The 24,069-nt window shown below is 60.5% G+C and carries 22 protein-coding genes; 12 read left to right on the top strand and 10 right to left on the bottom strand.

Annotation, left to right across the window (positions count from 1 at the left end):
- Window positions 1-134 precede the first annotated feature (134 nt).
- Both HPT27_RS05245 and HPT27_RS05240 read right to left on the bottom strand, forming a co-directional pair.
- Window positions 135-1,043 carry a general secretion pathway protein GspB gene (locus tag HPT27_RS05245; RefSeq protein ID WP_172239934.1) on the bottom strand — a complete coding sequence of 303 codons (909 nt, stop codon included), beginning with the start codon at window positions 1,041-1,043 and terminating at the stop codon, window positions 135-137.
- Entirely contained in the window at window positions 1,044-2,804 is a 1,761-nt protein-coding gene (locus HPT27_RS05240; protein ID WP_172239931.1) for an ExeA family protein, read from the bottom strand.
- A gap of 168 nt (window positions 2,805-2,972) precedes the next feature.
- On the opposite strand from HPT27_RS05240, the gene HPT27_RS05235 reads away from it, so the two are divergent.
- The 4 genes from HPT27_RS05235 (at window position 2,973) to HPT27_RS05220 (ending at window position 7,700) form a co-directional block, all read left to right on the top strand.
- Complete coding sequence (locus HPT27_RS05235; RefSeq protein WP_172239928.1) at window positions 2,973-4,220, top strand: multifunctional CCA addition/repair protein; 1,248 nt, start codon at window positions 2,973-2,975, stop codon at window positions 4,218-4,220.
- Window positions 4,150-4,599 carry a hypothetical protein gene (locus tag HPT27_RS05230; protein ID WP_172237156.1) on the top strand — a complete coding sequence of 150 codons (450 nt, stop codon included), beginning with the start codon at window positions 4,150-4,152 and terminating at the stop codon, window positions 4,597-4,599. The genes HPT27_RS05235 and HPT27_RS05230 overlap by 71 nt, the downstream gene beginning before the upstream one ends.
- 58 nt (window positions 4,600-4,657) lie before the next feature.
- Window positions 4,658-6,256 (top strand): tRNA/rRNA methyltransferase, encoded by a 1,599-nt coding sequence (locus tag HPT27_RS05225; RefSeq protein ID WP_172239925.1) that lies wholly within the window; start codon window positions 4,658-4,660, stop codon window positions 6,254-6,256.
- Window positions 6,257-6,344: 88 nt separating this feature from the next.
- A complete protein-coding gene (locus tag HPT27_RS05220) occupies window positions 6,345-7,700 on the top strand; it encodes an RsmB/NOP family class I SAM-dependent RNA methyltransferase (protein ID WP_172239922.1) in 1,356 nt (451 codons plus the stop codon).
- Window positions 7,701-7,747: 47 nt separating this feature from the next.
- On the opposite strand, the gene HPT27_RS05215 is transcribed toward HPT27_RS05220, so the two are convergent.
- On the bottom strand, window positions 7,748-8,245 hold the full coding sequence (locus HPT27_RS05215) for a hypothetical protein (protein WP_172239919.1): 498 nt from the start codon (window positions 8,243-8,245) through the stop codon (window positions 7,748-7,750).
- Window positions 8,246-8,388: 143 nt separating this feature from the next.
- Here HPT27_RS05215 and HPT27_RS05210 point away from each other — a divergent pair, with 143 nt between their 5' ends.
- Window positions 8,389-9,594 carry an FAD-dependent oxidoreductase gene (locus HPT27_RS05210; protein ID WP_172239916.1) on the top strand — a complete coding sequence of 402 codons (1,206 nt, stop codon included), beginning with the start codon at window positions 8,389-8,391 and terminating at the stop codon, window positions 9,592-9,594.
- A gap of 227 nt (window positions 9,595-9,821) precedes the next feature.
- On the top strand, window positions 9,822-10,430 hold the full coding sequence (gene yfbR / locus HPT27_RS05205; RefSeq protein ID WP_172239913.1) for a 5'-deoxynucleotidase: 609 nt from the start codon (window positions 9,822-9,824) through the stop codon (window positions 10,428-10,430).
- 391 nt (window positions 10,431-10,821) lie between these two features.
- Here yfbR and HPT27_RS05200 read toward each other — a convergent pair whose 3' ends face one another.
- Window positions 10,822-11,205 carry a hypothetical protein gene (locus tag HPT27_RS05200; RefSeq protein WP_172239910.1) on the bottom strand — a complete coding sequence of 128 codons (384 nt, stop codon included), beginning with the start codon at window positions 11,203-11,205 and terminating at the stop codon, window positions 10,822-10,824.
- Between the two features lie 562 nt (window positions 11,206-11,767).
- Between HPT27_RS05200 and HPT27_RS05195 the strand changes: the two genes are divergently transcribed.
- Complete coding sequence (locus HPT27_RS05195; RefSeq protein WP_172239907.1) at window positions 11,768-12,235, top strand: Dps family protein; 468 nt, start codon at window positions 11,768-11,770, stop codon at window positions 12,233-12,235.
- 143 nt (window positions 12,236-12,378) lie between these two features.
- Here the strand turns inward: HPT27_RS05195 and HPT27_RS05190 are convergent, their stop codons facing one another.
- From HPT27_RS05190 to HPT27_RS05180, 3 genes are all read right to left on the bottom strand, one after another.
- Window positions 12,379-13,203 (bottom strand): undecaprenyl-diphosphate phosphatase, encoded by an 825-nt coding sequence (locus tag HPT27_RS05190; protein ID WP_172239904.1) that lies wholly within the window; start codon window positions 13,201-13,203, stop codon window positions 12,379-12,381.
- 141 nt (window positions 13,204-13,344) lie between these two features.
- Window positions 13,345-13,599 (bottom strand): hypothetical protein, encoded by a 255-nt coding sequence (locus HPT27_RS05185; RefSeq protein WP_172239901.1) that lies wholly within the window; start codon window positions 13,597-13,599, stop codon window positions 13,345-13,347.
- Complete coding sequence (locus HPT27_RS05180; RefSeq protein WP_211197861.1) at window positions 13,599-14,843, bottom strand: class I SAM-dependent methyltransferase; 1,245 nt, start codon at window positions 14,841-14,843, stop codon at window positions 13,599-13,601. The genes HPT27_RS05185 and HPT27_RS05180 overlap by 1 nt, the downstream gene beginning before the upstream one ends.
- A gap of 134 nt (window positions 14,844-14,977) precedes the next feature.
- Here HPT27_RS05180 and mtgA point away from each other — a divergent pair, with 134 nt between their 5' ends.
- From mtgA to HPT27_RS05165, 3 genes are all read left to right on the top strand, one after another.
- Window positions 14,978-15,736 (top strand): monofunctional biosynthetic peptidoglycan transglycosylase, encoded by a 759-nt coding sequence (mtgA, locus tag HPT27_RS05175; protein WP_172239898.1) that lies wholly within the window; start codon window positions 14,978-14,980, stop codon window positions 15,734-15,736.
- Window positions 15,737-15,877: 141 nt separating this feature from the next.
- Complete coding sequence (locus HPT27_RS05170) at window positions 15,878-16,867, top strand: 2-hydroxyacid dehydrogenase (RefSeq protein ID WP_172239895.1); 990 nt, start codon at window positions 15,878-15,880, stop codon at window positions 16,865-16,867.
- A gap of 232 nt (window positions 16,868-17,099) precedes the next feature.
- On the top strand, window positions 17,100-17,813 hold the full coding sequence (locus HPT27_RS05165; protein WP_172239892.1) for an SDR family oxidoreductase: 714 nt from the start codon (window positions 17,100-17,102) through the stop codon (window positions 17,811-17,813).
- A gap of 340 nt (window positions 17,814-18,153) precedes the next feature.
- On the opposite strand, the gene folK is transcribed toward HPT27_RS05165, so the two are convergent.
- The gene (folK, locus tag HPT27_RS05160; protein ID WP_172239889.1) at window positions 18,154-18,699 is read right to left on the bottom strand and encodes a 2-amino-4-hydroxy-6-hydroxymethyldihydropteridine diphosphokinase; all 546 of its coding nucleotides are present in this window, start codon (window positions 18,697-18,699) and stop codon (window positions 18,154-18,156) included.
- A 222-nt stretch (window positions 18,700-18,921) separates the two neighbouring features.
- Entirely contained in the window at window positions 18,922-19,287 is a 366-nt protein-coding gene (gene folB, locus HPT27_RS05155) for a dihydroneopterin aldolase (RefSeq protein WP_172239886.1), read from the bottom strand.
- Window positions 19,288-19,842: 555 nt separating this feature from the next.
- Between folB and plsY the strand changes: the two genes are divergently transcribed.
- The gene (gene plsY, locus HPT27_RS05150) at window positions 19,843-20,454 is read left to right on the top strand and encodes a glycerol-3-phosphate 1-O-acyltransferase PlsY (protein WP_172239883.1); all 612 of its coding nucleotides are present in this window, start codon (window positions 19,843-19,845) and stop codon (window positions 20,452-20,454) included.
- A 161-nt stretch (window positions 20,455-20,615) separates the two neighbouring features.
- Complete coding sequence (locus HPT27_RS05145) at window positions 20,616-21,122, top strand: DUF2846 domain-containing protein (RefSeq protein ID WP_172239880.1); 507 nt, start codon at window positions 20,616-20,618, stop codon at window positions 21,120-21,122.
- Window positions 21,123-21,264: 142 nt separating this feature from the next.
- Here the strand turns inward: HPT27_RS05145 and HPT27_RS05140 are convergent, their stop codons facing one another.
- Complete coding sequence (locus HPT27_RS05140; protein WP_172239877.1) at window positions 21,265-23,640, bottom strand: hypothetical protein; 2,376 nt, start codon at window positions 23,638-23,640, stop codon at window positions 21,265-21,267.
- Window positions 23,641-24,069: the final 429 nt, after the last annotated feature.

The following is a 24,069-nucleotide window of genomic DNA, read 5'->3' as shown; positions in this document are numbered from 1 at the left end:
TCGGAAGGTCCATCCGTGGTGAGGCGCGCCGGCGCACGCTCAAGGTATGCAGGCATTGAACCATTAGCCAGCCGGCGTCGACAACCGTCGCCGAGCACAATCCTGACAAATGGTCGTTGATTGTTGCTCTCTGATTAGGGACTGAAGCTGGCCAGCGCTGGCAACAGGAATCGATGGCCTTTGAATTCGAGCACGGCTCCTTCCGGCACCACAGCGACCAGTTTCAAGCCGGCGACAATGGCTTGGCCCGGCCCGAACGCACTGCCATTGATCATGACAAAACTGTCGCGCGCATTGCTGGCATAGATATGCGAATTCATGGTCAGGATGGGCAGCTGCTGACGAATCTCCAACGGCAAGCTGTGAATACTGGGCGTCGCCTCGCTGCCGTCATCGGCGTTGTCATTGCCAGCGCGGTTGTCGGCCGTGTTGCCGTCCGCGCTGTCGCTGCCTGCAGCAAAACCGGTGCTGCTGCTTTGCTCGCGATTGGCATCGCGCTGTGCCGGTTGTGGTCCGGATTGGGTGAAGGCCTGCTGGCTTGCTTGCCTGTCTGCTTGCGTACCTGCTTGCGAGCCTGTTTGCGAGCTCGTCATCGAACCGGAATCATATTGGCCATTGCGGCTTTCATCGCCACTGCTGCGCGGGTATTGGCGCGCGGAATTCGGCGTAATCAGCTCCGGACGTGGCCGGTCCCGCACCACGATGGCCTCGTTGGCGCTGGCCGGCTGCTGCACCACAATCACCGGCGGCATCGCGGCGGCGGCATTGCTTGGTTGCGGCGGCGGATTCGTGGTGACCGACGCGTTCGAATCCCGATCAGCGCGGGCATTGTCGTTGCCGGCAAAACCAAAACGCCAGACCAGCAGCGCCAGCAAAATCGTGTTCAGGCAAATCGCAATGACCGCAACCGTCAGCCACGGTGAACGCTGGCGCGGCTCTTCTGCGCTTTCCCACTCGACCGTCGGGGTCTGCAGATCCGGCACGGCGGTTTTTTCCTGTCGCTCGCGTTCTGATTTGCGCAGCGCTTCCAGCAAATACGACATTTAGCGACTCTCCACCGAATAGCTGAGTTGCGCAGCCGGTGCATTGCCACCGGCATCGGACAGATTCTGGCTAGGCAGTGCCGGCACATGCAGGCGCGGTTGCCGTTCATCATTAGCCTGCACTGCGATCAAGGTTTGCACACCGGCAACACCATCGGGCATCAGACCGTGCTCGCGCTGAAATTGTTGCACCTGCAGTTTCATTGCGTTGTCAAAGCGGGCGCTGGCGGCACCAGCGGTGCCACCATTGGCGCTGGCGAGCGCAGTGGCGAGCCAGATGATTTGCGGTCCGCTCATGCCTTCGCTGAGTGGCCGGCTGTAACCGTTTGGCGGTTGCCAGAGCAGCTGATATTCGCCAGACCAGAGTTGCTGCAATTGTGGCAAGGACAACTCCGCTTCGCGCTGACCAAACCGGATCAGCGCGCGCTGCTCGGTCATGCCCACCAGACTGACCCAGAACGGACCACGCTCGCCGGCGAGCAACTTCAGTGACGCAGGCGTGTTGTAGGTTTTCAGCAGCGCCAGATCGGCGAATCCGCTTTCGCAGCGCAGGCGGTATTGTTCGACATGGCTGCAGAACGGGCCGTCCCGCAGCGGCTCGTATTCACCTTGCCACTGGGTCAGCAATTCCTGCGCCGCCAGATCGCCGCGCCGATCCGGCGCGACGTCTCCGAGCAGCGCCAAGGCCAATGCTTCGTTACCGGTGGCAACCGTCGTGGCATCGGGCGCGGCGCTGTTCTGCGCAGCATCGTTCCCACTCACGATATCGGTATTGCCGCGCGCCACCTCTGTCGCGGTCGTGCGAGCCGCGTCAGGTTGTTTGCCCCCCGGCGACCACCACAATGCCAGTGCCAGCGCTGAAGCCAGCAAACCGCCACCTGCAGCAAGCCAGGGCCAGACGGCGCGCCGGCCGGCGGCCCGGCGCGCATAACTCAGATCGCCCAAGACTTCACGCGCCGCTTGTCGCAACATGGCTTCATCAATGCGATCTTTTTCGCGGGCATAACCACCGAGCAGGGCCCGTTCAGAAATGGTGTTGATCAAACGTGGAATGCCGGCCGAAAAATAATGCAGGGCACGCAGCGCATTGCCGGTAAAGGGCGAGCGCTGGACACCCGCCACTTGCAGCCGGTGCAAAACATAGGCGCCGGTTTCGGCGAGATTGAGCGGCAGCAGGTGGTAACGGGCGGTGATGCGCTGAGCCAGCTGACGCAATTCCGGTTGCGCCAAACGCTCCAGCAATTCCGGTTGGCCAATCAGAATGATTTGCAGCAGTTTTTTCTCGTTGGTTTCGAGATTGGTCAACAACCGGACCTGCTCCATCGCTTCCAGCGACAGGTGCTGCGCTTCATCGATCATCAGCACCGTGCTCAAACCGCGGCGATGATTTTCCAGCAGCCGTTCCGCGATCACATCGGTCAAGGCTTTCAGGCTGGTCTTGGCATCCGGCGGCGCGATATGCAGCTCGTCGATGATGGTTTGCAACAGCTCGACCGGCGACAGCCGCGGATTCAGCACGTAAGCCAGCCGGACGTTTTCCGGCAATTGTTCCAGCAGGCAGCGGCAGAGTGTGGTTTTACCGGTGCCGACTTCGCCGGTCAGCAAGATAAAGCCGCCACCAACGCCGACCCCATATAAAAGGTGAGCCAGCGCCTCGCGATGGCGGCCACTCAAATAGAGAAAGCGCGGATCCGGCGCGATGGAAAACGGGGTTTCCCGCAAACCGTAATGATCCTGATAGATCGGCTGGCCCTGATACATCGGTCGTGCAGTCGCGGCATGTCGGTGGGACGGCCATGATACTCGCCGACCGGCTTCCGTCATACCGGCCAAACCACGCGGACACGCGGGCCGCGCGACAGCCGCCGTCGGCGCTGCCCACACCGATCTGCACAACTCATCGCCGCAGGCTCGGGGTAGAATGCCGGCATGAAGAGTTACCTCGTCGGCGGCGCCGTCCGCGATCAACTGCTCGGCCGCCGTGTCACGGAACGCGATTATGTCGTCGTCGGCGCCACCGCCGAGCAGATGCTGGCCTTGGGCTACACCCAGGTCGGCCGCGATTTTCCGGTGTTTCTGCATCCCGAGACGCGGGCCGAATACGCGCTGGCCCGGACCGAGCGCAAAAGCGGTCACGGCTACCGCGGCTTTGTCATGCACGCCGCACCCGACGTTACCCTGGAAGCCGATCTGCAGCGCCGCGATCTGACCATCAATGCGATGGCGCTGGATGATGACGGCACCCTGATCGATCCCTATCACGGTCGCGCCGATCTCGACAAAAAACTGCTGCGCCACGTCTCGCCGGCCTTTGCCGAAGACCCGGTTCGGGTGCTGCGGGTGGCCCGGTTTGCCGCCCGCTACGCGCCACTCGGATTTACCGTTGCCCCGGAAACGCAGGCGCTGATGCAGCAGATGGTTCGCGACGGTGAGCTCGACCACCTGACTCCGGAGCGGGTCTGGCAGGAAACTGCGAAGGCCCTCAGCGAAGACGAACCCGGTGTTTATATCGAGGTGCTGCGCAGCTGCGGCGCACTGAAAATCATCTTTCCCGAGCTGGATTGCCTGTGGGGCGTACCGAATCCGGCCCAGTGGCATCCAGAGATCGATACCGGCGTACACACGCTGATGGTGCTCGCGGTTGCCTGCCGGATCAGCGACAATATCCGGGTCCGCTTCGCGGCTTTGGTCCACGACCTTGGCAAGGGTGTGACACCGGCGCAGTTCTGGCCCAGCCACCGCGGTCATGAAGAAGCGGGCGTGCCGATTATCGAGGCACTGGCCACCCGGCTGAAATTGCCGAACGAGTTTCGCGATCTCGCCGTGCTGACCTCGCGCTTTCATCTACACTTTCATCGCGGCTTCCAGCTGCGCCCGGGCACGGTGCTGAAAGTCCTGATGCAAAGCGACGCCCTGCGTCGGCCGGAGCGCTTCCAGGAATTGCTGCTGGCCTGCGAAGCCGATTACCGCGGCCGTGAAGGCTGGCTGGAGCGCGCCTATCCACAGCGCGCCTACTGGCAACAGGCGTTGGCAGCGGTCCGCGCCGTGCCGGTTCAACCCCTGCTCGATCAGGGCCTGCAAGGCCAGAAGCTGGCCGACCACCTGCATGAGCACCGCACGCAAGCGGTTGCCGAATTACGTGCACGACTGGCTCACGACAGCTCGGAACTGGCGTGAACCGCTAACCCGTTTCGTCGCCACGCGACGAACAGCACCTGAACCGATCCGTGTCCGCGACGACGCCGATCACGCAGGAATTTTGATTGGCGTTGACCAAGCCGTCACGACTGGCACGCCTGATTTGACCCGACACAAGGCTTACATACAAGCGCCACACAAACGCCGCACAAACGCACCCCTGTTGCTTTGCATCGGGTTCGCCAGTGGCCCCGACGCGGTGCTGGCCGAGCGTCAGGAAATGCCCGTTTGGGTGCTGCCGGGTACGACGAACCGGCATGAATTTCGACCGCTATATCGACAGCTCGATCAGCTCGGATGTCGGCATGAATTTCGACGATTGATAACGACCTTGGCCAATTTGGCAGAGCAGCACTGAACCACCGAATGGCGCGCGCAACGCGAACCTCATTTGCTCAACACAGCACGGAGCTGGCATGAAACCAAGCAAACCCCGTTCTTCCGGACCACGGCGAACTGATCACGGTGATCGTCCGCGCCGTCACGACAACGATGACCGGCCGAAGACCCGTTTTGATGAAGAACGCCAGGCCCAGCGCAATGCCGCCGGCCCGCGCAGCGACAGCGCCCGCCCGGCGGGTCGTGGACCACGCCGCGATGATCGCGCGGGTCCCGGCCGCGACGGCGGTCGCAGCTTTGGCGATCGGGATCGCAATGGTGGTGGCGAGCGTTCGTACGCCGACCGCAATCGTGGCCCTGGTGGTGACCGCAGTGTCCGGCCACGCGGTCCAGGCAGGGATCCGAGCATTCAGGTCTGGCGTCCGGAAGACGACAACATTGGCAATCGCGATCCGGGCCAGCGCGGCAACGACAACCGGCGCAGCTTTGACGATCGCCCACGCAGTGATCGGCCGCGTGACGACCGTCCTCGTAGCGACCGGCCACGCGACGATCGGCCGCGTAGTGACCGTCCTCGTGATGACCGGCCGCGTGATGATCGCCCTCGTGATGACCGTCCCCGTAGCGATCGACCGCGCGATGACCGTCCACGCAGCGATCGGCCGCGCGAAGAACGTGCAGCGCGTGACGGCGGTGATCGGCCGCGTCGTGATTTTGACCGGCCACGCGACGATCGTCCCCGTGATGAGCGCCCGCGCGATTTTGATCGGCCGCCGCGGCCTGACTTTGTCGACCGAGGTGAGCGTAGCGAACGACCTGATCGCAGCGAACGCTTCGACCGGACCGAGCGAGATGCACCGCGCCGCGAACGCTTTGATCGCGACGAGTTTGCAGCTGAAAGCAGCACCGACAGCGCGCCGGTCAAACCGGAAAATGCCCAGCGTCGCGACGAGACCCGCATTCATGGCGTCAATGCCTGCAAGGCGTTTTTCGCCGTGCGTCCGCAGGATCTGATCCGGGTGTATCTGACCCAGAGCCGCGCCCCGCAATTTGCTGACGTGATGAAGCATTGCGTCAATGAACGGCTCGCCTATCACATCATTCCCGATGATGAGCTGGCCCGCGCCGCCGAAACCGAACACCATGAAGGCGTTTGCTTTCTGGTGCGCAAACGCGTCACCCAAACGCTGGATGAGTGGCTGGCCACTGTGCCGGCAAAAGGCTCGCGTCGGGTGCTGGCATTGGAAAACGTCGGCAACCCGCACAACCTCGGTGCCATCCTGCGTACCGCGGCCCATTTCGGCGTCGATGCCGTGCTGGTCAACGCTGGCGCGCCGGTGCACAGCGGTGCCGTTGCCCGCACCGCCGAAGGTGGCTTTGAAGCGCTGACGCTGGTGGAATATCGCGATCTGGCGGCAAGCTTTACCAAGCTCACCGAAGCCGGTTTTGAACTGCTCGCCACCAGTGGCGATGCCGAGACCGGGCTGTTCGATAAAAAACTGCCAAAGCGCGCGGTGATCTGGTTCGGCGAAGAGCACAGCGGCCTGTCCGATTTTGTTCTGGAACACGCCACTACCACGATCAAAATCCCCGGCAGCGGCGCTGTCGAAAGCCTGAATGTCAGCTGCGCGGTTGCCGTGGTATTGGCGGAATGGCTGCGCACCAGCGCCAAATAGTCCTCTCTTCCACTCCGTTATCGCTGCCGGCAACGACAGTGATAACGGCGTGATCTTGTCACATCACTCGCAACGGGAATCCGTCCTGATGTCCAGCAAAAACAAGTCTGAAAACAACCAAGAACCGCGTTTCGCCCGCACCCGTTTTCGCCAAGCCAGTGAGCTGCTCGCCAGCATTTTGCCGATCACCGAGCCAGCCGATACCTTGATGGATCGCTACTTCAAGGCACACCGCGAAATGGGCTCGCAAGATCGCGGTTTTGCCGCTGAAACGGTTTATGGCTGCCTGCGCCGATTGCGCGAATTGCGCGCGCTGAGCGCCGGCACCGGGCCGTTTGTCGGGCTGCGTTTTGAGGCAGAAACGCTGGTCGCAACGTACCTGATTACGGTCCTTGGCTGGAGCGGCCGGGCGCTGGAAGACACAGACTTCAAAGACCGTTCCACCGCGTTGATCAAGGCGGTGCGCAGCTTCGACAAAAGCAGCTTGAGTTTCGCCGATCGGCTAAATTTACCGGACTGGCTTGCCGAACCAATTCGGCAACAACTGGGCGACGACGAGGCCGAAAAATTGGCCCGCGCCCTGAACGAACCGGCACCGGTGGATTTGCGGGTCAGCACCCGCCGGATCAGTCGCGACGACGTGCAGAAACGGCTCACCGAGCAATCGTTTGATTGCAGCCCGATGCCGCTGTCACCGTGGGGCTTGCGCCGTGCCCAGCGCGGTCCGCTGTTCAACACCAAGGAGTTCAAGGACGGCCTGTTTGAAATGCAGGATGAAGCCAGCCAATTGGTCGGCTGGCTGGTCAGCCCGCGACCGCGGCAAACCGTGATCGATTTCTGCGCCGGTGCCGGTGGCAAGACGCTGCACCTGGCCGAGTTGATGAACAACAAAGGCAATCTGGTGGCTTGCGATGTTGCGGCCTATCGGCTCGACAAAATGAAGCCGCGCTTGATCCGCGCCCAACTCGACAACGTTCGCTTGCTGCCGCTCAGCAGTGAAAATGATGACGCACTGAAAGGCTATTACGGCGAAGCCGATGCGGTGCTGGTTGATGCGCCCTGCTCTGGCTCCGGCACGCTGCGCCGCAACCCCGACATGAAATGGCGCGTCATGGACATCGCCTCGCTGCACGATCAGCAGTTGTCGATTCTGACTGGCGCTGCCCATCTGGTGAAACCGGGCGGTCGGCTGGTGTACGCGACCTGCTCGTTGCTGGCACAGGAAAATCAAGCTGTGGTCGAGGCATTTCTGGCGACGCATCCGGATTTTGTCCGGGTCGGCATCGACGGCTCGGATCATCAGGACGAAGGGATTCTGGCGGCATTCGACGCACTGGATCCGATCCTGGCCGCGAATCTGCGCGAGCGCGGCGAGTTGGTTTTATTGCCGCATAAGCACCACACCGACGGCTTTTTTGGCCAGCGATTGCAACGCCGGTTGTAAGCGCTGATCGGCACAGACAATCGAGAACTACCACCTTACTCTTGTCGTTATGATTGAGGTGGTAGTCTTCCCGCATAGACGACCCCTTCCGCTTGCCACTCCATCAGCCACGCTGCTGATGTTGACGACAGCCATAGTTCGAAATCGGCATCGAGCAAAATTGCGCAGTGTCGTGCACACTCGGCCGCCGTCATGCACAGGGCCGGCGTTTCCGCATCACCCCAGACTGCCAGGATCGGGGCCGTCTCTTCGGCAGCATAATGGCGCAACAATTGGCGACAGAGTTGCTCGCGATCCTGCCCGTCATGCCAGCGCTGCACACTGACATCGGGCACGGCTGACCAATCAATGCGACTACCCATTTGGGGAAAGCGCTGGCCGATCCAGATGGCGTTGACGGCATCTGGCCAAATCAACTCATAGCTGGCACCGGCTTGATCCAATGCCGCCAACTCCCGGGCAATACGATTCCGCTGCGCGTCACGCTGCTGTCGCAGTTGCAGCGCGCGGCGCCGTGCCAACAGTTCATCACGATTTCCGCTCATGCCTTGCTCACGTCGTGGCCGCAGACACTGATCACGCGCGGTATCAGTACCCGCATTCGGCTCGGTTACAAGCACGGATACGAAGGTGTGGTTTGCGCGCCCGTGTCTGCCATAATCAGACCAACACTCCGCTCGATTATCGAATGATGCCGACCCCACCTCCAGAAGATTTCGACTGCGATCTGCTCGTGATCGGCGCCGGCATCCATGGCGCTGCGGTCGCCCGCGAAGCGGCCGCACGCGGCTGGCGGGTGATCGTGCTGGAGCAATATGGCCATGCCGCGGCGGCTACGTCGTCGCATTCCAGCAAACTCATCCACGGTGGCCTGCGCTACCTTGAAACCGGACAACTGAAACTGGTTTACGAATGCCTGCGCGAGCAGCGCATCCTGCTGCGGACCGCGTCGCAGCTGGTGCACAAGCAGCGCTTTTTCATCCCGGTCCGGGATGGCATGCGGCGACCGGGCTGGCTGGTCCATTGCGGGTTGCTGCTGTACTGGCTGCTGGGTGGTAGCCGGCCGCAACGGCTCAAGGCCCGGCACGGCGAGACCGACGGCCTGCTGACCCGGCGCGGCATGTACCTGCTGAGCTATCACGATGCCCAAACCGACGATGCGCCGCTGACCGCTGCCGTGCTGGCCAGCGCCGAGCTGATGGGCGCCGAGCTCCGCTATCGGTGCACCGTCGAAAGCCTCGCCCTGAGCGAATCCGGGGCCTCGGTGACCTACCGGAACGCCGCCGGCGAGTCGGTACGGGTGCAGGCTCGGGCGGTCGCCAATCTGAGCGGGCCCTGGGTCCGGGAGTTGCTGGCCACGGTCCAGCCGGCCCAGGCGTTGCCGGCCATCGAGCTGGTCAAGGGCTCGCATATCGTGCTGCCACAGCCGCCGCAGCGCGGTTGTTATTACCTGGAGGCCGAGGATGGCCGGGCAGTGTTTGTGATGCCCTGGCGCGGCCAGCGGCTGGTCGGCACCACCGAAAGCCCGTTCACCGGCAACCCGGCCACGGCGACGCCGGATGACGCGGAGATGGATTACCTGCTGCGCACCCACAACCACTATTTCGCGCCGACCTTTCGCCGTGAAGACATCATCGACAGCTGGTCCGGACTGCGGGTATTGCCGCAAGGCAGCGGCAATGCCTTCAAGCGCCCACGCGAATCGGTGTTGCTGACCGACCGGCCGCAACAACCACGGCTGCTCAGTCTGATTGGCGGCAAGCTGACCTCGCATCGCGCCACCGCCGAGCAAATTTGCAATGTGCTGGCAGCGACGCTGCCGGCAACAACCGATCGCATCGATACCCGTCGGCAAATGCTGCCGGCGGTCAACCTACCCATCGCCCACAGCTGAATGCCAACGGCGCGTACGCCTCTGACACGCGTGCTGCGGCGCATGGATGGCATTGGCCATCGCGACACGCCGGCATTCTGGTATTCCGGTATTTAGTCAGTTCGTCCAGCAATGAACTGACTTCCAGATGACGCCTGCTGGCAATTCCGCGCTGGCAAGCAGCGCAGATGACGTCAGCCTGCGCCCTCGGTTAGTCTCGAACCACGCACCCGTCACGGAGTTTCATCATGAGCAGTCCGTTCTTCGCTTACCTCGCCCGCCTGCGCTACATCGAACGCTGGGGCCTCAAACGCAATGCGATGCGCGAGAACGTCATGGAGCATTCGTTCGAGGTCGCGGCGATCGCGCACACGCTGGCCAGCATCCGCAATCAGGTGTTTGGCGGTCAGGTCAACGCCGATCAGATTGCCGTCGCGGCCTTGTTCCATGACGCCAGCGAAGTCTTCACCGGCGATTTGCCGTCACCGGTCAAATACCACTCGCCGGCCATTCGCGACGCCTACAAGGCGATTGAGGCGCAAGCGCAAATCGATTTGCTGAGCATGTTGCCGGCGGCGCTGCAGCCAACCTATCGGCCATTGCTGCTCGACACCGCCATGTCGGCGGACCAACACGAACTCATCAAGGCGGCCGACACCATCGCGGCCTGTTTGAAGTGTCGGAGTGAACTGTTGGCCGGCAACAATGAGTTCAAGGTCGCTGCCGAAGACATCGAGAACCGCCTGCAGGCGCTGAAATCGCCCGAGGTCGATTACTTCATGCGTGAGTTTGCCCCGGCCTTTGAGCTGACGCTGGACGAGATCTGCATTTCCAAACCGGGCCAGACCGGCAGCTAAGCGCTGCGGCGTCGAGCGCAACAGCCGTCACCGCAGCACTCACTGATCGACCAAATCCGGAGCAGCGGATAGTGACGAGCAGCCAGTGGAACCAGCGTCAGCAGCAAAATCGGGAGTGAAACAGGGAGCGGCTACGGCAGGCGCAGCGAGAGGTTTGCAATGCCACGGTTGCTGCAGCAAGGCTGTCAGCGGCTGTTGGCGTATGAGCTCAAAGGCATCAGCGGGCGCTGTTCAGCATGAGCACGGCTACAGCAATGGCATTACGGCAATGGCATTACGGCAAGCGGGTGAAGCGGGTTCTGAATACTTAACGACTGTCTGAACACTTAACTACGGAAGGTGGCGAGCCGCAGAGGAGACCTCAATGCGGCTCGCCGAAACGCCAGGCGTCTTAGGCAGCTTTGACAGCTTTCTTACGACGACGACGCTTTTTCGGCTTGTCAACAGCAGCCATGGCCTTGGTCTCGAACTTGGCAAATGCCTTCTCGAGCTTGGCCTTGAAGCGAGCCATTTGCTTGGCTTGACGCTCTTTCAGCTTGGCGACTTTCTTCTTGGCAGCAGCCAGACGACGAGCACGGGCAGCGGCTTCACGCTTTGCTGCACGTTCTTCTTTGCTCACCTTCGGGGCGGCTTTCTTTTTGGCCTTCACAGCCTTCGCTTTACGCGGGGCCTTGGCTTTGACGGCTTTCGCCTTTACGACTTTCGCTTTACGCGGGGCTTTAGCCTTGGCGGCTTTAGCCGGTTTCTTTGCCTTTGCTTTGGTAGCTTTTGCCATTTTTGATTTCTCCAGTCAGGTAGCGGTGAACGCTACGGCGCTGAGTATATACAAGTTTTTTTGTATGGTGAAATTTTAGGCAACGTTTTTTGTGCAAAAACGCAATTTTTTTGTCCTTTGCAGCCCATTTTTGGATCAAAAACGTGGTCAACACACGGCGTCACCGCAAATCGATCGTCGATGCACAGCAAAAAGCGGGATCTGATCGCCGCGCGTGGCCACCATAAAACCGGTTTTGGATCGGTTTGCAGACCCCGTTTGGATCGCAAGCCGGCAGTTTTGGATCGGACTGAAGCCAAACCGCTGACGGATCCAAATCGGGATCCAAATCCACCTCGCGATGCGTTCATGAGGTCGCGCAAACGGAATCTGGCGCCGATGATCGGACCACCAACTGCCCAAATTTGTCAGTTCGGTAGTCACGATCCACTGCCGACAAACGGCACAACCATTCACCGGCTGTATGGCTGCGATAGCGGCGGCGAACTTTCACCGGTCCGGGAATCAAGACCATAATGACCGCAGCCGTACCCCGTCGCTTGTCATCACAAGGAGTGCTTTCATGGAGATCAACATCGGTATCAACGCCTCGCAACGCGAAGCCATTGCCCTTGGTCTGTCGCGTTTGCTGGCTGACAGCTACTCGCTGTACCTGAAGACGCACAGCTACCACTGGAATGTCACCGGGCCGATGTTCAACACCCTGCACCTGATGTTCGAGACGCAATACACCGAGCTGGCGCTGGCGGTTGACGCCATTGCCGAGCGGATTCGCGCGCTCGGTTTCCCGGCACCGGGCACCTACCGCGAATTCGCCGCGCTGACCAAAATCCCGGAAGACACCGACAAACCGGACGCCAAGGAAATGATCCGCCGGCTGGTGCTGGGTCAGGAACAAGTCGTGCGCACCGCCCGCGAACTGTTCCCGCTGGTCGAAGCCGCCAGCGATGAGCCTACCGCCGATGTTTTGACGCAGCGCATGCAACTGCATGAGAAGAACGCCTGGATGCTGCGTGTTCTGCTCGAATGACGGGTTTGTGGGAGCGGCTTTAGCCGTGATTGAGAGAAGACGCCGCAGCAAGCAATACCGACCCCTTCTGTTACCGAGCAAAAGAAACGGGGCCAACCGGCCCCGTTTCTTTTTTGGCTGCGCTGAGCGCTACTGACTGCCGTTCAGGCGGCGGACCAATCGATCCAGCCAAGCCCGGCAGTTGCCAGAATCAGCAAACCGAAACCGATCCGGTACCAGGCAAAGCCAACGAAGGTGTGGCTGGAGACAAACTTCAGCAGCGCCCGCACCGCGACAATGGCGCTCAGGAAGGCCGCGACAAAGCCAATTGCCAGCATGGGAATATCGTCGCCGCTGAACAGCTCGCGATGCTTCCAGCCGTCATAAACGGTCGCGGCGAAAATGGTCGGCATGGCCAGAAAGAACGAAAACTCGGTGGCGGCCTTGCGGGAATAGCCAAACAGCAAGGCACCGATGATGGTCGCACCGGAACGCGAAGTACCGGGGATCAACGCCAGACATTGGGCAAAGCCAACCTTCAGTGCGTCCATCGGCTTCATGTCATCAACGGTCGGCACCGTGACCACATGGGTCCGCTTCTCGGCCCAGAGGATCAGAAAACCACCGACAATGAACGCCGCCGCCACCGGGATCGGGTTGAACAGATACGCCTTGATGCCGCTGGCGAACAGCAAGCCCAACACGGCAGCGGGCAGAAACGCGAGCAGCAGATTGACGGTGAACCGCTGCGCCGGCGGCTCGCTCCAGACGCCGGTGAGAACCGAACCGATGCGGGCGCGGTATTCGAAACAGACCGCCAGGATCGCCCCCGACTGAATGACGATGTTAAAGACCTTGGCCTTCTCGCCATTAAAACCAATCAACGCGCCCGAGACGATGAGATGACCGGTACTGGAAACCGGCAGGAACTCGGTCAGCCCTTCAACGATGCCCTGAATCAGGGCCTGCACCCACAACCACCATTCCATTTGCTCAATATCCTTGTTGGATGAAACCGTCAGATTGAATTGTCTTGTCGGAAAAACCGGCCACCGGCCGTCGCCGTTCGGAACCCGCTGCCGGACGCAAGCGCGTGACTACGCCAGCACCGACCGACGCGACCAAATGCGCTACTTGGTCAGCCAGTACAGCAGCATCAACACACCCATCTGGGCGAACGCCAGCAGCCAGAAATAGACGCTGAAACCGACGATACGCAGGTGGATGTTGTCGAGCATCTTGGTCCGCTTGGCCCAGATCCAGCCCAGCACGGAACTGGTGACGGTGACACCAATCAGCCACGGCACCCAGTTCACCTGGCGGGCATTGGCCTCGGCAATGGACGGCAGGATCAGCAGTAACAGAATCAGCAAACGCTCGGCCATCAAAGGCGCTCCCGCATGTCATATAACGCGAAGCCGGTCAGCGGCTGCGTCAGGCAATCATCGAGCCCTTTGCCGAGTGCGATGACCTTGAACAGCTCACCCATCTCGTGCGGCATCAGCAATTTTTTCAGCGCCTGGGCGGCAACGATCTGCTCGGTTTCATCCCGAATTTGCATGGCCATATCAAGCACGCCGAGCGACTGCAGAAAGCCCGCCTGATGGCAATAACCGAGCACGTCCAGCCCGGCGGCCAACGCTTGTTCGGCCACTGCGGTGAAGTCGACATGCGCGGTCAGATCCTGCAAACCGACCAGCACCAAGGGGTCCGGATGGGCGTGATGGCGGTAATGGCACATCAAGGTGCCGGCACTGCGATCCGGGTGATAGAACTCGTGGCGGGGAAAACCGTAATCGATCAGCAGCACGGCACCGCGCTGCAAAATGCGGCCAAGGCTGTGCAACCAACCGGCCTGCAAGGGATGCATTTCCGAGCGGTAAAGCGCCGGCCATTGTTCAACGAGAGCGGCTGGCAAACTGGCAAACCAGCGCTGCAAGCTTTTATCGGCCGGCAGTTCAGTCCAGGCAAATTCGCCTTGCTCGGTGCGGGTAACGGCGCACTCCAGCAACTCGCCGTCACGCCGGCACCAGACCGTGGCCGGCATCGCGTCGAGCACTTCGTTGGCCAGGATGACGCCGCTGAATGTCGCCGGCAGGTGTTCGAGCCAGACCACGCGGCCAGCGATATCGGCCGGCAATTGCTGCAAGGTTTCCTGCTGGCGTTGGCGCAAATCGGCCGACACTTCGATGATCAGATAGCGGCTCGGCAGGGCATCGAGCGCCTGCAATTCGAGCAGCAGATCCCGGGCCATGATGCCGCGACCGGCGCCAAATTCGAGCAGCTCACCGCCGCCGATCGCCTGCAGCACTTCGGCACATTGCCGGGCCAGGCAGCGGGCAAACAGCGGCGAGATTTCCGGCGCGGTGACAAAGTCGCCGCTGGCACCCAGCTTGGTCGCGCCGGCGCTGTAATAACCCAGACCCGGCGCATACAGCGCATCGGCCATGAACGCCGAAAAGGGCATCGGCTGGTTGGCCAGCTGCGCGGACAAATGCTGGTGCAGCCGCTCGCTGTGGCTGATCGCCTCATCGGATGGCAGCGGTAACCGCGGGTTCAATCGGTGCAGTTGAGTTTGCAGGCGCTCGCGATGGCTCATGGAAAACCGGCGGTGAAGAGGACGCGGCATTTTACGGTTCTGCGCCGATCCCTGCACGCTTAACTGCCAGTATCTGACACGCGGCCGGGGCGCACGGCCCGGCGCGCAGTCGGCCGCAATATCCCGCTTGCTGGCACACCGGCGAACAAAGAGAATGGCGCGCCATGACTGAACAAGCCACCCGCATCACGCCCGCTAATCGCACCAGCAAACCGCGCCCGTCATTGCTGCGCCGGCTCTGGCGCACCTGCTATTGGTTCACGCTCGGTTTCATTTCGCTCTCGATCTTGTTGGTGCTGGTGTTCCGGTTTGCGCCGGTGCCGTATTCCGGCGTGATGATGGAGCGGCAGATTGCGGCCTGGTGGAGCGGCGACAAGAACTATGTCGCGCGCAAGAAATGGGTGCCGTATGAACGCATTGCCAAAGCGGCACCGCTGGCGCTGATGGCCGGCGAAGATCAGAAATTCCCCGAGCATTACGGTTTCGATATCGAGCAGATGGAAAAAGCCTGGACCGCGCACCAACGTGGCAAACGGCTGCGCGGCGCCAGCACCATCAGCCAGCAAGTCGCCAAGAACCTGTTTCTCTGGTCCGGTCGCAGCTACGTCCGCAAAGGTCTCGAAGTGTGGTTCACGCTGTTGATCGAAGCGCTGTGGTCGAAGGAGCGCATTCTCGAAGTGCACCTGAACATCGTCGAGTACGGCAAAGGTCTGTACGGCGTCGAAGCGGCGAGCCGGGTTTATTTTGGTCGCAGCGCGGCCCAGCTCAGCTGGTCACAGGCCGCGTTGCTGGCAGCGGTGCTGCCCAATCCGCATCGGTTCAAAGTCGACAAACCGTCGGCGTATGTCTATCGCCGGCAAAGCTGGATACTGGATCAGATGCGCGGTTTGGGTGGCACCGAGTACCTGAAGCAGCTCGATTGATCCGAGCCGGACAACGCCCACATCACGTACTGTTCGTCCTGTCTGCACGCGCCGCTCTTCCTATATATAGGTAGCATTTGATCGGCATGGCGCCGGTTCCGCTCTTCCTATATATATAAAGGAAGAGAAAAGGAGCCGCGCATGGACGTTCTGATCTACAGCAGTCAGCCCTTCGAGCGACCGTTTCTGGATGCGGCGGCGAGTGCACGCGGCCATCGCTGCCAGCATCAAACCTTGGCGTTGAACGCCAGCACGGCGGCACTCGCCAACGGATTTTCCGCGGTCAGCCTGTTCGTCAATGACGACGGTTCCGCTGCCGTTTTGCAGCAACTCGCAGCCGGCGGCACCCGCTTGTTGGCCTTGCGCAGTGCCGGTTTCAACCACGTCGATCTGAATGCCGCGAAGGCATTGCAACTGGCCGTTGCACGGGTGCCGGCGTACTCGCCGTATGCCGTTGCCGAGCACACGGTTGGTCTTATCCTGACGCTCAATCGCAAGTTGCATCGCGCCTTTGCCCGCGTTCGGGAACAAAATTTTTCGCTCAATGGCCTGCTCGGTTTTGACCTGCATGGCAAGACCGTCGGCATCATCGGCACCGGTCAAATCGGTTCGGTACTGGCCCGGATCATGAGCGGATTTGGCTGCACGGTGCTGGCAACCGATCCAATCCAGAACCGCGACTGTCTGGCCCTCGGCGTGCGCTATGTGACGCTGCCGGAGTTGCTTCAGCAGAGCGATATCGTCAGCCTGCACTGCCCGTTGACCGCCGCCACCCAGCACCTGATCAACAGTCAGACACTGGCACAAATGAAGCCGGGCGCGATGCTGATCAACACCGGCCGCGGTGCGCTGATCGACAGCAAAGCGGTGATTGTCGCCATCAAATCCGGCCAGCTCGGCGCGCTGGGCATGGACGTCTACGAAGAAGAAGCCGGGCTGTTTTTCGCTGACCATTCAGGCGACATTCTGACCGATGATGTGCTGGCGCGGCTGATGACTTTCCCCAATGTTTTCATCACCGGACACCAGGGATTCTTCACCCGGGAAGCGCTGCAAAATATCGCCGAGACCACCATGACCAACGTCTCGGCGTTTGCCGCTGGCACACCCAATGGCAACTGGCTCAGTTGATCAGTAGCCGGTTAGCGAACGTAGAAGCGCGACGGTTTTGCCTGCAGGAGCGGACTTGGCCGCGATGAAATTTGCGATGTAGCAGCGGCGTTGGCCGCGATGAATTTCGCACCACGGTTGCCAGGTTTTCACCGGAACGCAACGCGATCACAGCCACGGCTACCGCGTGAATGGCACCGGCACTAACGAATTTTTTCACCACGCAGGTTGGTAAAGAACAAGGATTCTTCCCATGCAAGATGCCATTCTGGTTACCGGTGCCGGCCGTCGCGTTGGCCACGCACTTGCGTTGCATTTGCGCGCCCAGGGCCATCCGGTCATTGGCCATTATCATCACGACAACCCGGAACTCGACGCCCTGCGCAGCGCCGGCATCACCGTGATTCGCGCCGACTTTACTGATCAAGCCAGCGTGCAGGCGCTGGCCGAATTGGTCAAAGCGCAATGCCGATCGCTGCGCGCCATCATCCACAATGCCTCGGCGTTTTCCGCCACGATGACCGCCAATGACGATGCGCTGGCGCAATTCGATCAGTTCTATCAGGTGCACATGCGCAGCCCGTTTGCCTTGACCCGCGCGTTAACCGGCCACCTGCGCGCCTGCAGCAAAGCACACGCCGACATCATTCACATCAGCGATATTTTTGCCGACAAACCCAATCCGCGCTTCGACAGCTATTGCGCCAGCAAGGCCGGTGGCCAAAATCTGGCGCTCAGTTTCGCCCAATCGCTGGCACCCAAAATCAAGGTCAACGTGATCCAGCCGGGGCCTATCCTGTTCAAGGACTGGCACAGCGCCGAAATGAAAGAGAAGGTGTTGAGCGAAACCCTGCTCGGCGTCGAAGGCGGCGCCGAACCGATTTGTCTGGCGGTGTCGGCACTGCTCGCCAACCCGTACCAGACCGGCGCGGTGATCGCCGTCGATGGTGGCAGGCGGTTGGGTTGATGCGGTTGCAAGCGCTGGTGTCGGTCAGCCTGGCAACAGATACGTCGCGCCGGTCGAAATAAATGAACAACAGCAGGTAGGGCGGATCAAGCGTAGCGGATCCGCCATTTTCAATGGCGCTGGTGGGTCCGCTACGCTTGACCCACCCTACGACTGTTCACGCAACCGACCAATCGGTTAGCCGAAGCCAATCACTCTCGTCGCGGCATCGAGCGCACTCCCCGAGGCACTTCCACCGCGACGTCGCATACTTCGAAAAAAAACAGCAGGTAGGGCGGATCAAGCGCAGCGGATCCGCCATTTTCAATGGCGCTGGTGGGTCCGCTACGCTTGACCCACCCTACGACTGTTCACGCAACCGACCACTTGGCTCGCCAAGACCAATCACGCCCGTCGCGGTGTCGAGCGACACCGTCGCCGGCATTTCACCGAGCGACAAACCGTCGAGATGGATCGGCGTCACCACGCCATTCGGCGCCCGCAGCGGCCGGTTCTGCAAATAATCCAGCAACTCCTCGGCCAGAGGCCGCAGATAGTTCTCCTTGATCATCGGCAGTTGGGTGCGGCGGGCATTGCGGATACGGGTCAGCAGATCGATATCGGCCGGGCGGTCGCGGGTTTTCCGGTCCGGCGCGCTGCGATCACGGCCGAGCGCTTCCTCGATGCGGTTGGTTTGCTGTTTGAGTGCCTCCGGCGACAAGTCGCTCGTCACCAGCACTACCACATTGAGAAAATCATGGGCCGATTGCATGCCTTCCGGCGCCGTCCGCACCACCCGGCTCAGATACAGCTGCGGCGAAATGGCCAGCAAGGCCTTGAGCACCGCCGGCACATTCTGCTCCGGCGCCACATTGCTGCCGATACCCAATAGATAACCGCTTGGCAAAGCTGAACCTCGTTGATTGAATTCCGATTGCTGAGCTACCGCATGGCAATCGCGGCAGCTTCCAATGCGCAACTTGCATTTTGCACCCCCCTCCTTGTGAAGGAGGGGTTGGGGGTGGTTCAACTCAGCACGCAGCAGAGATCAGGAAGAGAGCAGTTCGTTGGTTATGTTCCGCAACCACCCCTAGCCCCTCCTTAAAAGGAGGGGGATCGGATTGCAGCCTTACCGGCCCCGCTCAATCACCACACCAATCCGCGGCACCTGCGGGAAAATGAAAACCTTGGCCAGATCCACCGTCAGGCTTTGCACTTTGCCAAACTCGGCCAGAATCGTGGTCGCGATGCGCTCGGCAAAAGTTTCCAGCAAGCGCACCGGTTGCTCGGGCGACAACTCGGCGGCCAGCGCCTGCACCCGCGACAGCACGGCGCCGTAATCGAGCGCGTCAGCCAGCTCATCACTGGCAGCGGCGGCTCGGGTATCCACTTTCAGGGTCAATGTCAGCAGCAGCTTCTGGCTGATTTTCTGTTCCCAGGCAAACGCGCCGATGGTCACGGCAAGTTCGATATCGCGGAGATAAATGGTGTCCATCAGCGGCCTGTTCGGTGTCGGAGGCGAAGGTGGCAAGCATTGTCGGGCTTCGTCGGCGCGCTGTCACGGCGGCATTGTCGTGATACGCGGGTTAGGGAGCATCTGATTACGTTCAAGCCCTGTGATACCGGCGAAAGCCGGTATCCATTTTTGCCGATGAAAAGGGGTCCCGGTTTCGGCAACCGCTCCTGCGTTGCTTTACCTCCTGCATCCATGCAGTCGTTCGCCGGGACGACAGAAACGCTTTCCTTTCAGACTCAATCAGAGCGTCCTTAGGTTTAGTGAGTCAGATTTAGCGAGTCAGGTTTGACCGGTCAGTGTCCGCTGGGTATGACACGGCACTGGTCACACTGGCTTGGCTTTCGCTCGCCGGTATACTGCCGGCTTTGCTGCGCACACGCTGCGCGACCTCCGCTAGCGAGCACGCGAACGGTTCACCCTCTCCCCAACCCTCTCCCATCAAGGGAGAGGGGGTTGAATTCCCTTCTCCCCCTGTGGGAGAAGGGCCAGGGATGAGGGGGCCGCAGCGCGTCCCGAGCCCACTACTCCGACACCATGACCACAAACCTGCTGCTCAACCTTGCCTTTGTCCTGCTCGCCTACCTCGCCGGCTCCGTATCGGCGGCGATTATCACTTGCCGCCTGCTCGGCCTGCCCGACCCGCGCTCGCAGGGCTCGAAAAACCCCGGCGCCACCAATGTCATGCGCATCGGCGGTAAAAAAGCCGCGCTGATCACGCTGGCCGGTGACTCCATCAAAGGCGTGATCCCGGTGCTGCTGGCGCAAGCCTTCGGCGTGGACGGGCTCTGGCTCGCCGCCGTCGCGCTTGCCGCCTTCCTCGGTCACCTGTTCCCGATTTTCTTCGGCTTTGAAGGTGGCAAAGGCGTCGCCACCGGCTTTGGCGTGATCTTCGCGCTGGAATGGCGACTGGGCCTGTGCCTCGGCGCGGTTTGGCTGATCATGGCCGTGCTGTTCCGCTACTCCTCACTGGCCGCGCTGACCGCGTTTGCCGCCGCACCGGTAATCGCCTGGTTTTATTGGCCCGCCTACACCTTGCCGCTGGCGATTTTGAGCGCGCTGCTGATTTGGCGGCACCAGGAAAATATCCGGAAGTTGATAAGTGGGCAGGAAAGCAAGATTGGCCAGAAGAAAGTGGCGCAAAGTTGATGGATAGTCCGGAACAAGCGAAGCGGGTTCCGGAAAGGTGCTGCACGGTGCACGAAAAACCCGGGTCATACTGCGCATGACCCAGGCTACGCTTGCTAAGCGTACCTACGAGGTATTAAGAGTTCTATCTAGGTAAATTGATTTGATTGCGAGGAGTACCAATGAACATAGGGAAGATGGTCGCTGCAAGTGCCTTATTATTGACGCTGACCGCATGCGTCTCAGCACCTGTTATTCGAATACTAGATGCAGATAAACGAGCTGTAGCAGGTTCAGAATTTCCCGAAGCTGCAACCGTATATTTTTTTCGTGGTTCAAGCAGTGCTGGCTCAATGTGTGCCTTCGACATCTATATGGATGGCAAGGAAATTGGCTCAGTGAGGCGCGAGCGATATTTGGCGTTTCCTGCCAATGGCGGTGCACATCAAATAGCTATAGAGCACCATTTTCCATGCGGGAATCCCCCCATTAAGCTGGATATAGATTTCGCTACTGAGAAAACTTATTATCTCTACTTCGAGCCTGACGTGCAGCTCGGTGCCGGGATGTCGATGCAATCGTCGACATCGGTAGCTTTGATAGATGAATCCTTTGCGAAGCGTCTTCTGGACTCCTACAAACCCGGCGCAATAAAGACCGCTTCTGAGGCGAGTGAAAAGAAGAAATAGCCGATATCGAGTACAGCGGATTAATCGCTCAGCGTAGGGTGGCTTCGCGAAGCAAGCCACCGTTTCACGCATCGAAGATGGCCGCGTAATTCAAAACGGCGGGTTGTCGCTACGCGCCGAACCCGCCCTACTTTTTCAGCCCTTACTCCAGCCCCGGTGATACCAGCCGGTCGATTACACAGCACATCTGCACGCCGGTTTGTTCGCCGAGTTTGCGGTAGCTTTCCCACTGCACTTCGTCGAAAAATTGGTCCATCGTGGTTTGCTGCGGGAAGTCTGGGTTTTCGCTGCGGTAGTGTTGCAGGTCAACCGATTCGTCGCCGCACATGGCCGGTTTGACGTACAGAATCCAGATATCAGGTTCACGGCTGTCGTCGGTGTTGTCGGTATACCAGCCCACGGCAAGGCTGGCGCGACCGCCGTTCTGTCGCAGTTCGCCGTCGATTTTTCCGCGCAGGGTTTCCAGTGACACCAGCGGCGAGGATTCGGCAAAGCGGGCGCGGCGCTCGTCGTCACTGAGCACGCGGATTTCGCAGCCGAAATCCATCCTCGCCTTGTGCACCAGATTGCCAAAGCCCTGGTATTGATAGTTCGGATCACATTCGGCATCGATGATCACCAGCACCGGTACCCGCCGCCGGATCATTTCATAGGCGCCCATGTTTTCAAAATGGCCGCCGTCGCTCAGGTACCAGTACGGCGCGGTGGTGCCGCGAAAATAGCCGAGCAGTTCCTGCACCATATAGCGGAACAGCCGTGGGCAGTAATAACTCCAGAACGGCAGTTTGCGAGTGCGCCACCAGTAACCCAGCCGAACATTGCCGACCGCGCAAATGACGCTGCTCCACCAATGGGTCAGCGAACCGAGGCCGGTAGAAAACGCTGCGCCGGAAATGCCGACCCAGCGACCGACGGTCAATTCTTCATGACCTTCACAACCGGAGAACAAGCGCCCGGTCGGTGACTGGTTGATGGCTTTGGGATGCTGTTTGGTCGGGAACGATGGCCCCAATGCACTCCAGCCGTTTTGATCGCGCAGCAAATGGTGCCGGGCACCGACGCTGTACAGCCAATGCGACACCGATAGATTGATGCCTTTGCGATCCGCGCGCCAGAGATTGCTGTCTGCTTCCACTGTTTCATTGATGGTGCAGTTGATCAGATGCAGCGGGCCACCTTCCTTGTCGGGTTGATAATCGCTGAGCGGCAGATCGCCGGGCGTGGTGCCGCCAGCACCGCATTGTGCGCCGCGCATGACATCTCGATTGCGCAGCAGCGCCGCACTGAGAAAACTGCGCGCCAACCGCGCGTAGTAAAACGGATGCAGCGAGGTCGAGTTGATAAGATTGACCCAACAGGCGATCAGAAACAGAAATCCGATTTGCACGGCAAGCCACAGCCAATGGCTAACCGCAAATTGTTGGTAACGCGGCCAGCCGTAGAAATGCAGCACATGCGCGGCCAATGCAAAGCCGAGCACGGCCAGCGACAACAACACCAGACTGCCGGCCAGCGCGCCGACCACTGACAACGGCAACGTGAATTTGCTGCCACCCTCGCCTTTGCCACCGATCAGCGACGCCATGATCCGGCGACCGAACAGCAGCACGGTTTCGGCACCGGCCAGCACGCCCGCCGCCCAGACTGCAAACTCATCCAGAAATTTTTCCCGCATGCCGGGATTGGCCAGCACCGTGCCAAGCCCTTGCAGCAGCGCCAACACCAGCAGCAACACCAGAATCGTCAAGCAGCGGCCCTGCCACAGCGTCAGGCAATAGCGATGCCGGCGCAGCTTTTCATCATCGGCACTCAGCATCAGCCAGGGCCGGGCGATGCGCGCTTCTTCGCCGCCATCGACGAGCAGCGCGTAAAAGTAATAGAGGATACCGAGCAGCAGAAAACCGGCGACCGGAAAAATGGTCAGCGAAAGCCACGGTCCGGAAAAGGTTTGGATCATCGCCAGCCAACTGATGCCGACCGCGCTGGTGGAAAAATACCGGGTTAGCGGTTCCAGCAAGGGCGACAGCAACAGCGTCAGCAAACCCACGGTGTAAGCGAGCGCGGCAAACAGCACTTGCACCATCAGCAAGCTGCGCAGCATGTAAGCAAAGGCGAGCCAGCCATCATCGTTGCCGCCGGGCGCCAGATAGCGACCGTGCCGGCGCAGATGTTCGACCGGACCGCTGTGCGGATTGAGCAATTGCTCGGTGACGCTTTGCGGATCGCCGCAGCTTTGAAACAGCCGGCCGAGAAAGCTACCGAAATAGCCGCCTCCGGAAACGGTCGACAGCCAATCCACTTTCGGTAACAGATTGCCGACCCGGCCATCACCGCGGGCGAGGCCCTGAAAAAAGCCAAGCGCAAAGGTCGCTGAACGGATGCCGCCACCGGAGACCGCAACGCCAAGTTCGACTTGATCCAGCTCGACACGCGCGGCCGCGCGCCGCCGCGCCAGCAATTGCTGCTCGGTCATCCGGACGGCGGACGGGTGATGGAATTCGCGGCTGTCACTTGCCATGACGCACTCCCTGCGTTGCCGAAGTCAGCCGGCCGCGAACGCAAAGGCGAGCGCCAATACGGCTGACAACCAGAATGGAGAAACGCGCGGAACGGCGATAGAACACCGCGTTTGCTAACGAGCTTCAGCAAACAACGACGACAGGACATGCTGAATGAATCGCTGCAAGCGTAGTCCTGTTGGTGGACGACTGACAAGGGAGCGGTAAACGTAAGCCTTCTCCCTTGACGGGAGAAGGTTTGGATGAGGGTGAAGCTGCCGCTCTCGTTGTAGTGTGCAGCCGCTCTGACTGCAGGGTCACGCTCTCCCCAACCCGCTTCGCGCCCCGGCCATTCGCCTGTGGCGCATGGCGCTTCGCTGGAACAGCGCTGTGCTCTGTTAATTCCCAGCTTCGCCCCATCAAGGGAGAGGGAGAAGCGGTACGCACCA

Origin of the sequence: Permianibacter fluminis (assembly GCF_013179735.1) — a bacterium.
GTDB classification, from domain to species: Bacteria; Pseudomonadota; Gammaproteobacteria; order Enterobacterales; family Permianibacteraceae; genus Permianibacter; species Permianibacter fluminis.
The sequence above is the reverse complement of the archived record's forward strand: the minus strand, read 5'-3'. Positions and strand labels throughout refer to the sequence as shown.

Excerpts from the sequence above, each read along its gene's own strand:
- HPT27_RS05245 (WP_172239934.1), bottom strand. The coding sequence starts at position 1,043 with ATGTCGTATTTGCTGGAAGCGCTGCGCAAATCAGAACGCGAGCGACAG.
- HPT27_RS05240 (WP_172239931.1), bottom strand. The coding sequence starts at position 2,804 with ATGTATCAGGGCCAGCCGATCTATCAGGATCATTACGGTTTGCGGGAA.
- HPT27_RS05235 (WP_172239928.1), top strand. The coding sequence starts at position 2,973 with ATGAAGAGTTACCTCGTCGGCGGCGCCGTCCGCGATCAACTGCTCGGC.
- HPT27_RS05230 (WP_172237156.1), top strand. The coding sequence starts at position 4,150 with ATGAGCACCGCACGCAAGCGGTTGCCGAATTACGTGCACGACTGGCTC.
- HPT27_RS05225 (WP_172239925.1), top strand. The coding sequence starts at position 4,658 with ATGAAACCAAGCAAACCCCGTTCTTCCGGACCACGGCGAACTGATCAC.
- HPT27_RS05220 (WP_172239922.1), top strand. The coding sequence starts at position 6,345 with ATGTCCAGCAAAAACAAGTCTGAAAACAACCAAGAACCGCGTTTCGCC.
- HPT27_RS05215 (WP_172239919.1), bottom strand. The coding sequence starts at position 8,245 with ATGAGCGGAAATCGTGATGAACTGTTGGCACGGCGCCGCGCGCTGCAA.
- HPT27_RS05210 (WP_172239916.1), top strand. The coding sequence starts at position 8,389 with ATGATGCCGACCCCACCTCCAGAAGATTTCGACTGCGATCTGCTCGTG.
- yfbR (WP_172239913.1), top strand. The coding sequence starts at position 9,822 with ATGAGCAGTCCGTTCTTCGCTTACCTCGCCCGCCTGCGCTACATCGAA.
- HPT27_RS05200 (WP_172239910.1), bottom strand. The coding sequence starts at position 11,205 with ATGGCAAAAGCTACCAAAGCAAAGGCAAAGAAACCGGCTAAAGCCGCC.
- HPT27_RS05195 (WP_172239907.1), top strand. The coding sequence starts at position 11,768 with ATGGAGATCAACATCGGTATCAACGCCTCGCAACGCGAAGCCATTGCC.
- HPT27_RS05190 (WP_172239904.1), bottom strand. The coding sequence starts at position 13,203 with ATGGAATGGTGGTTGTGGGTGCAGGCCCTGATTCAGGGCATCGTTGAA.
- HPT27_RS05185 (WP_172239901.1), bottom strand. The coding sequence starts at position 13,599 with ATGGCCGAGCGTTTGCTGATTCTGTTACTGCTGATCCTGCCGTCCATT.
- HPT27_RS05180 (WP_211197861.1), bottom strand. The coding sequence starts at position 14,843 with ATGCCGCGTCCTCTTCACCGCCGGTTTTCCATGAGCCATCGCGAGCGC.
- mtgA (WP_172239898.1), top strand. The coding sequence starts at position 14,978 with ATGACTGAACAAGCCACCCGCATCACGCCCGCTAATCGCACCAGCAAA.
- HPT27_RS05170 (WP_172239895.1), top strand. The coding sequence starts at position 15,878 with ATGGACGTTCTGATCTACAGCAGTCAGCCCTTCGAGCGACCGTTTCTG.
- HPT27_RS05165 (WP_172239892.1), top strand. The coding sequence starts at position 17,100 with ATGCAAGATGCCATTCTGGTTACCGGTGCCGGCCGTCGCGTTGGCCAC.
- folB (WP_172239886.1), bottom strand. The coding sequence starts at position 19,287 with ATGGACACCATTTATCTCCGCGATATCGAACTTGCCGTGACCATCGGC.
- plsY (WP_172239883.1), top strand. The coding sequence starts at position 19,843 with ATGACCACAAACCTGCTGCTCAACCTTGCCTTTGTCCTGCTCGCCTAC.
- HPT27_RS05145 (WP_172239880.1), top strand. The coding sequence starts at position 20,616 with ATGAACATAGGGAAGATGGTCGCTGCAAGTGCCTTATTATTGACGCTG.
- HPT27_RS05140 (WP_172239877.1), bottom strand. The coding sequence starts at position 23,640 with ATGGCAAGTGACAGCCGCGAATTCCATCACCCGTCCGCCGTCCGGATG.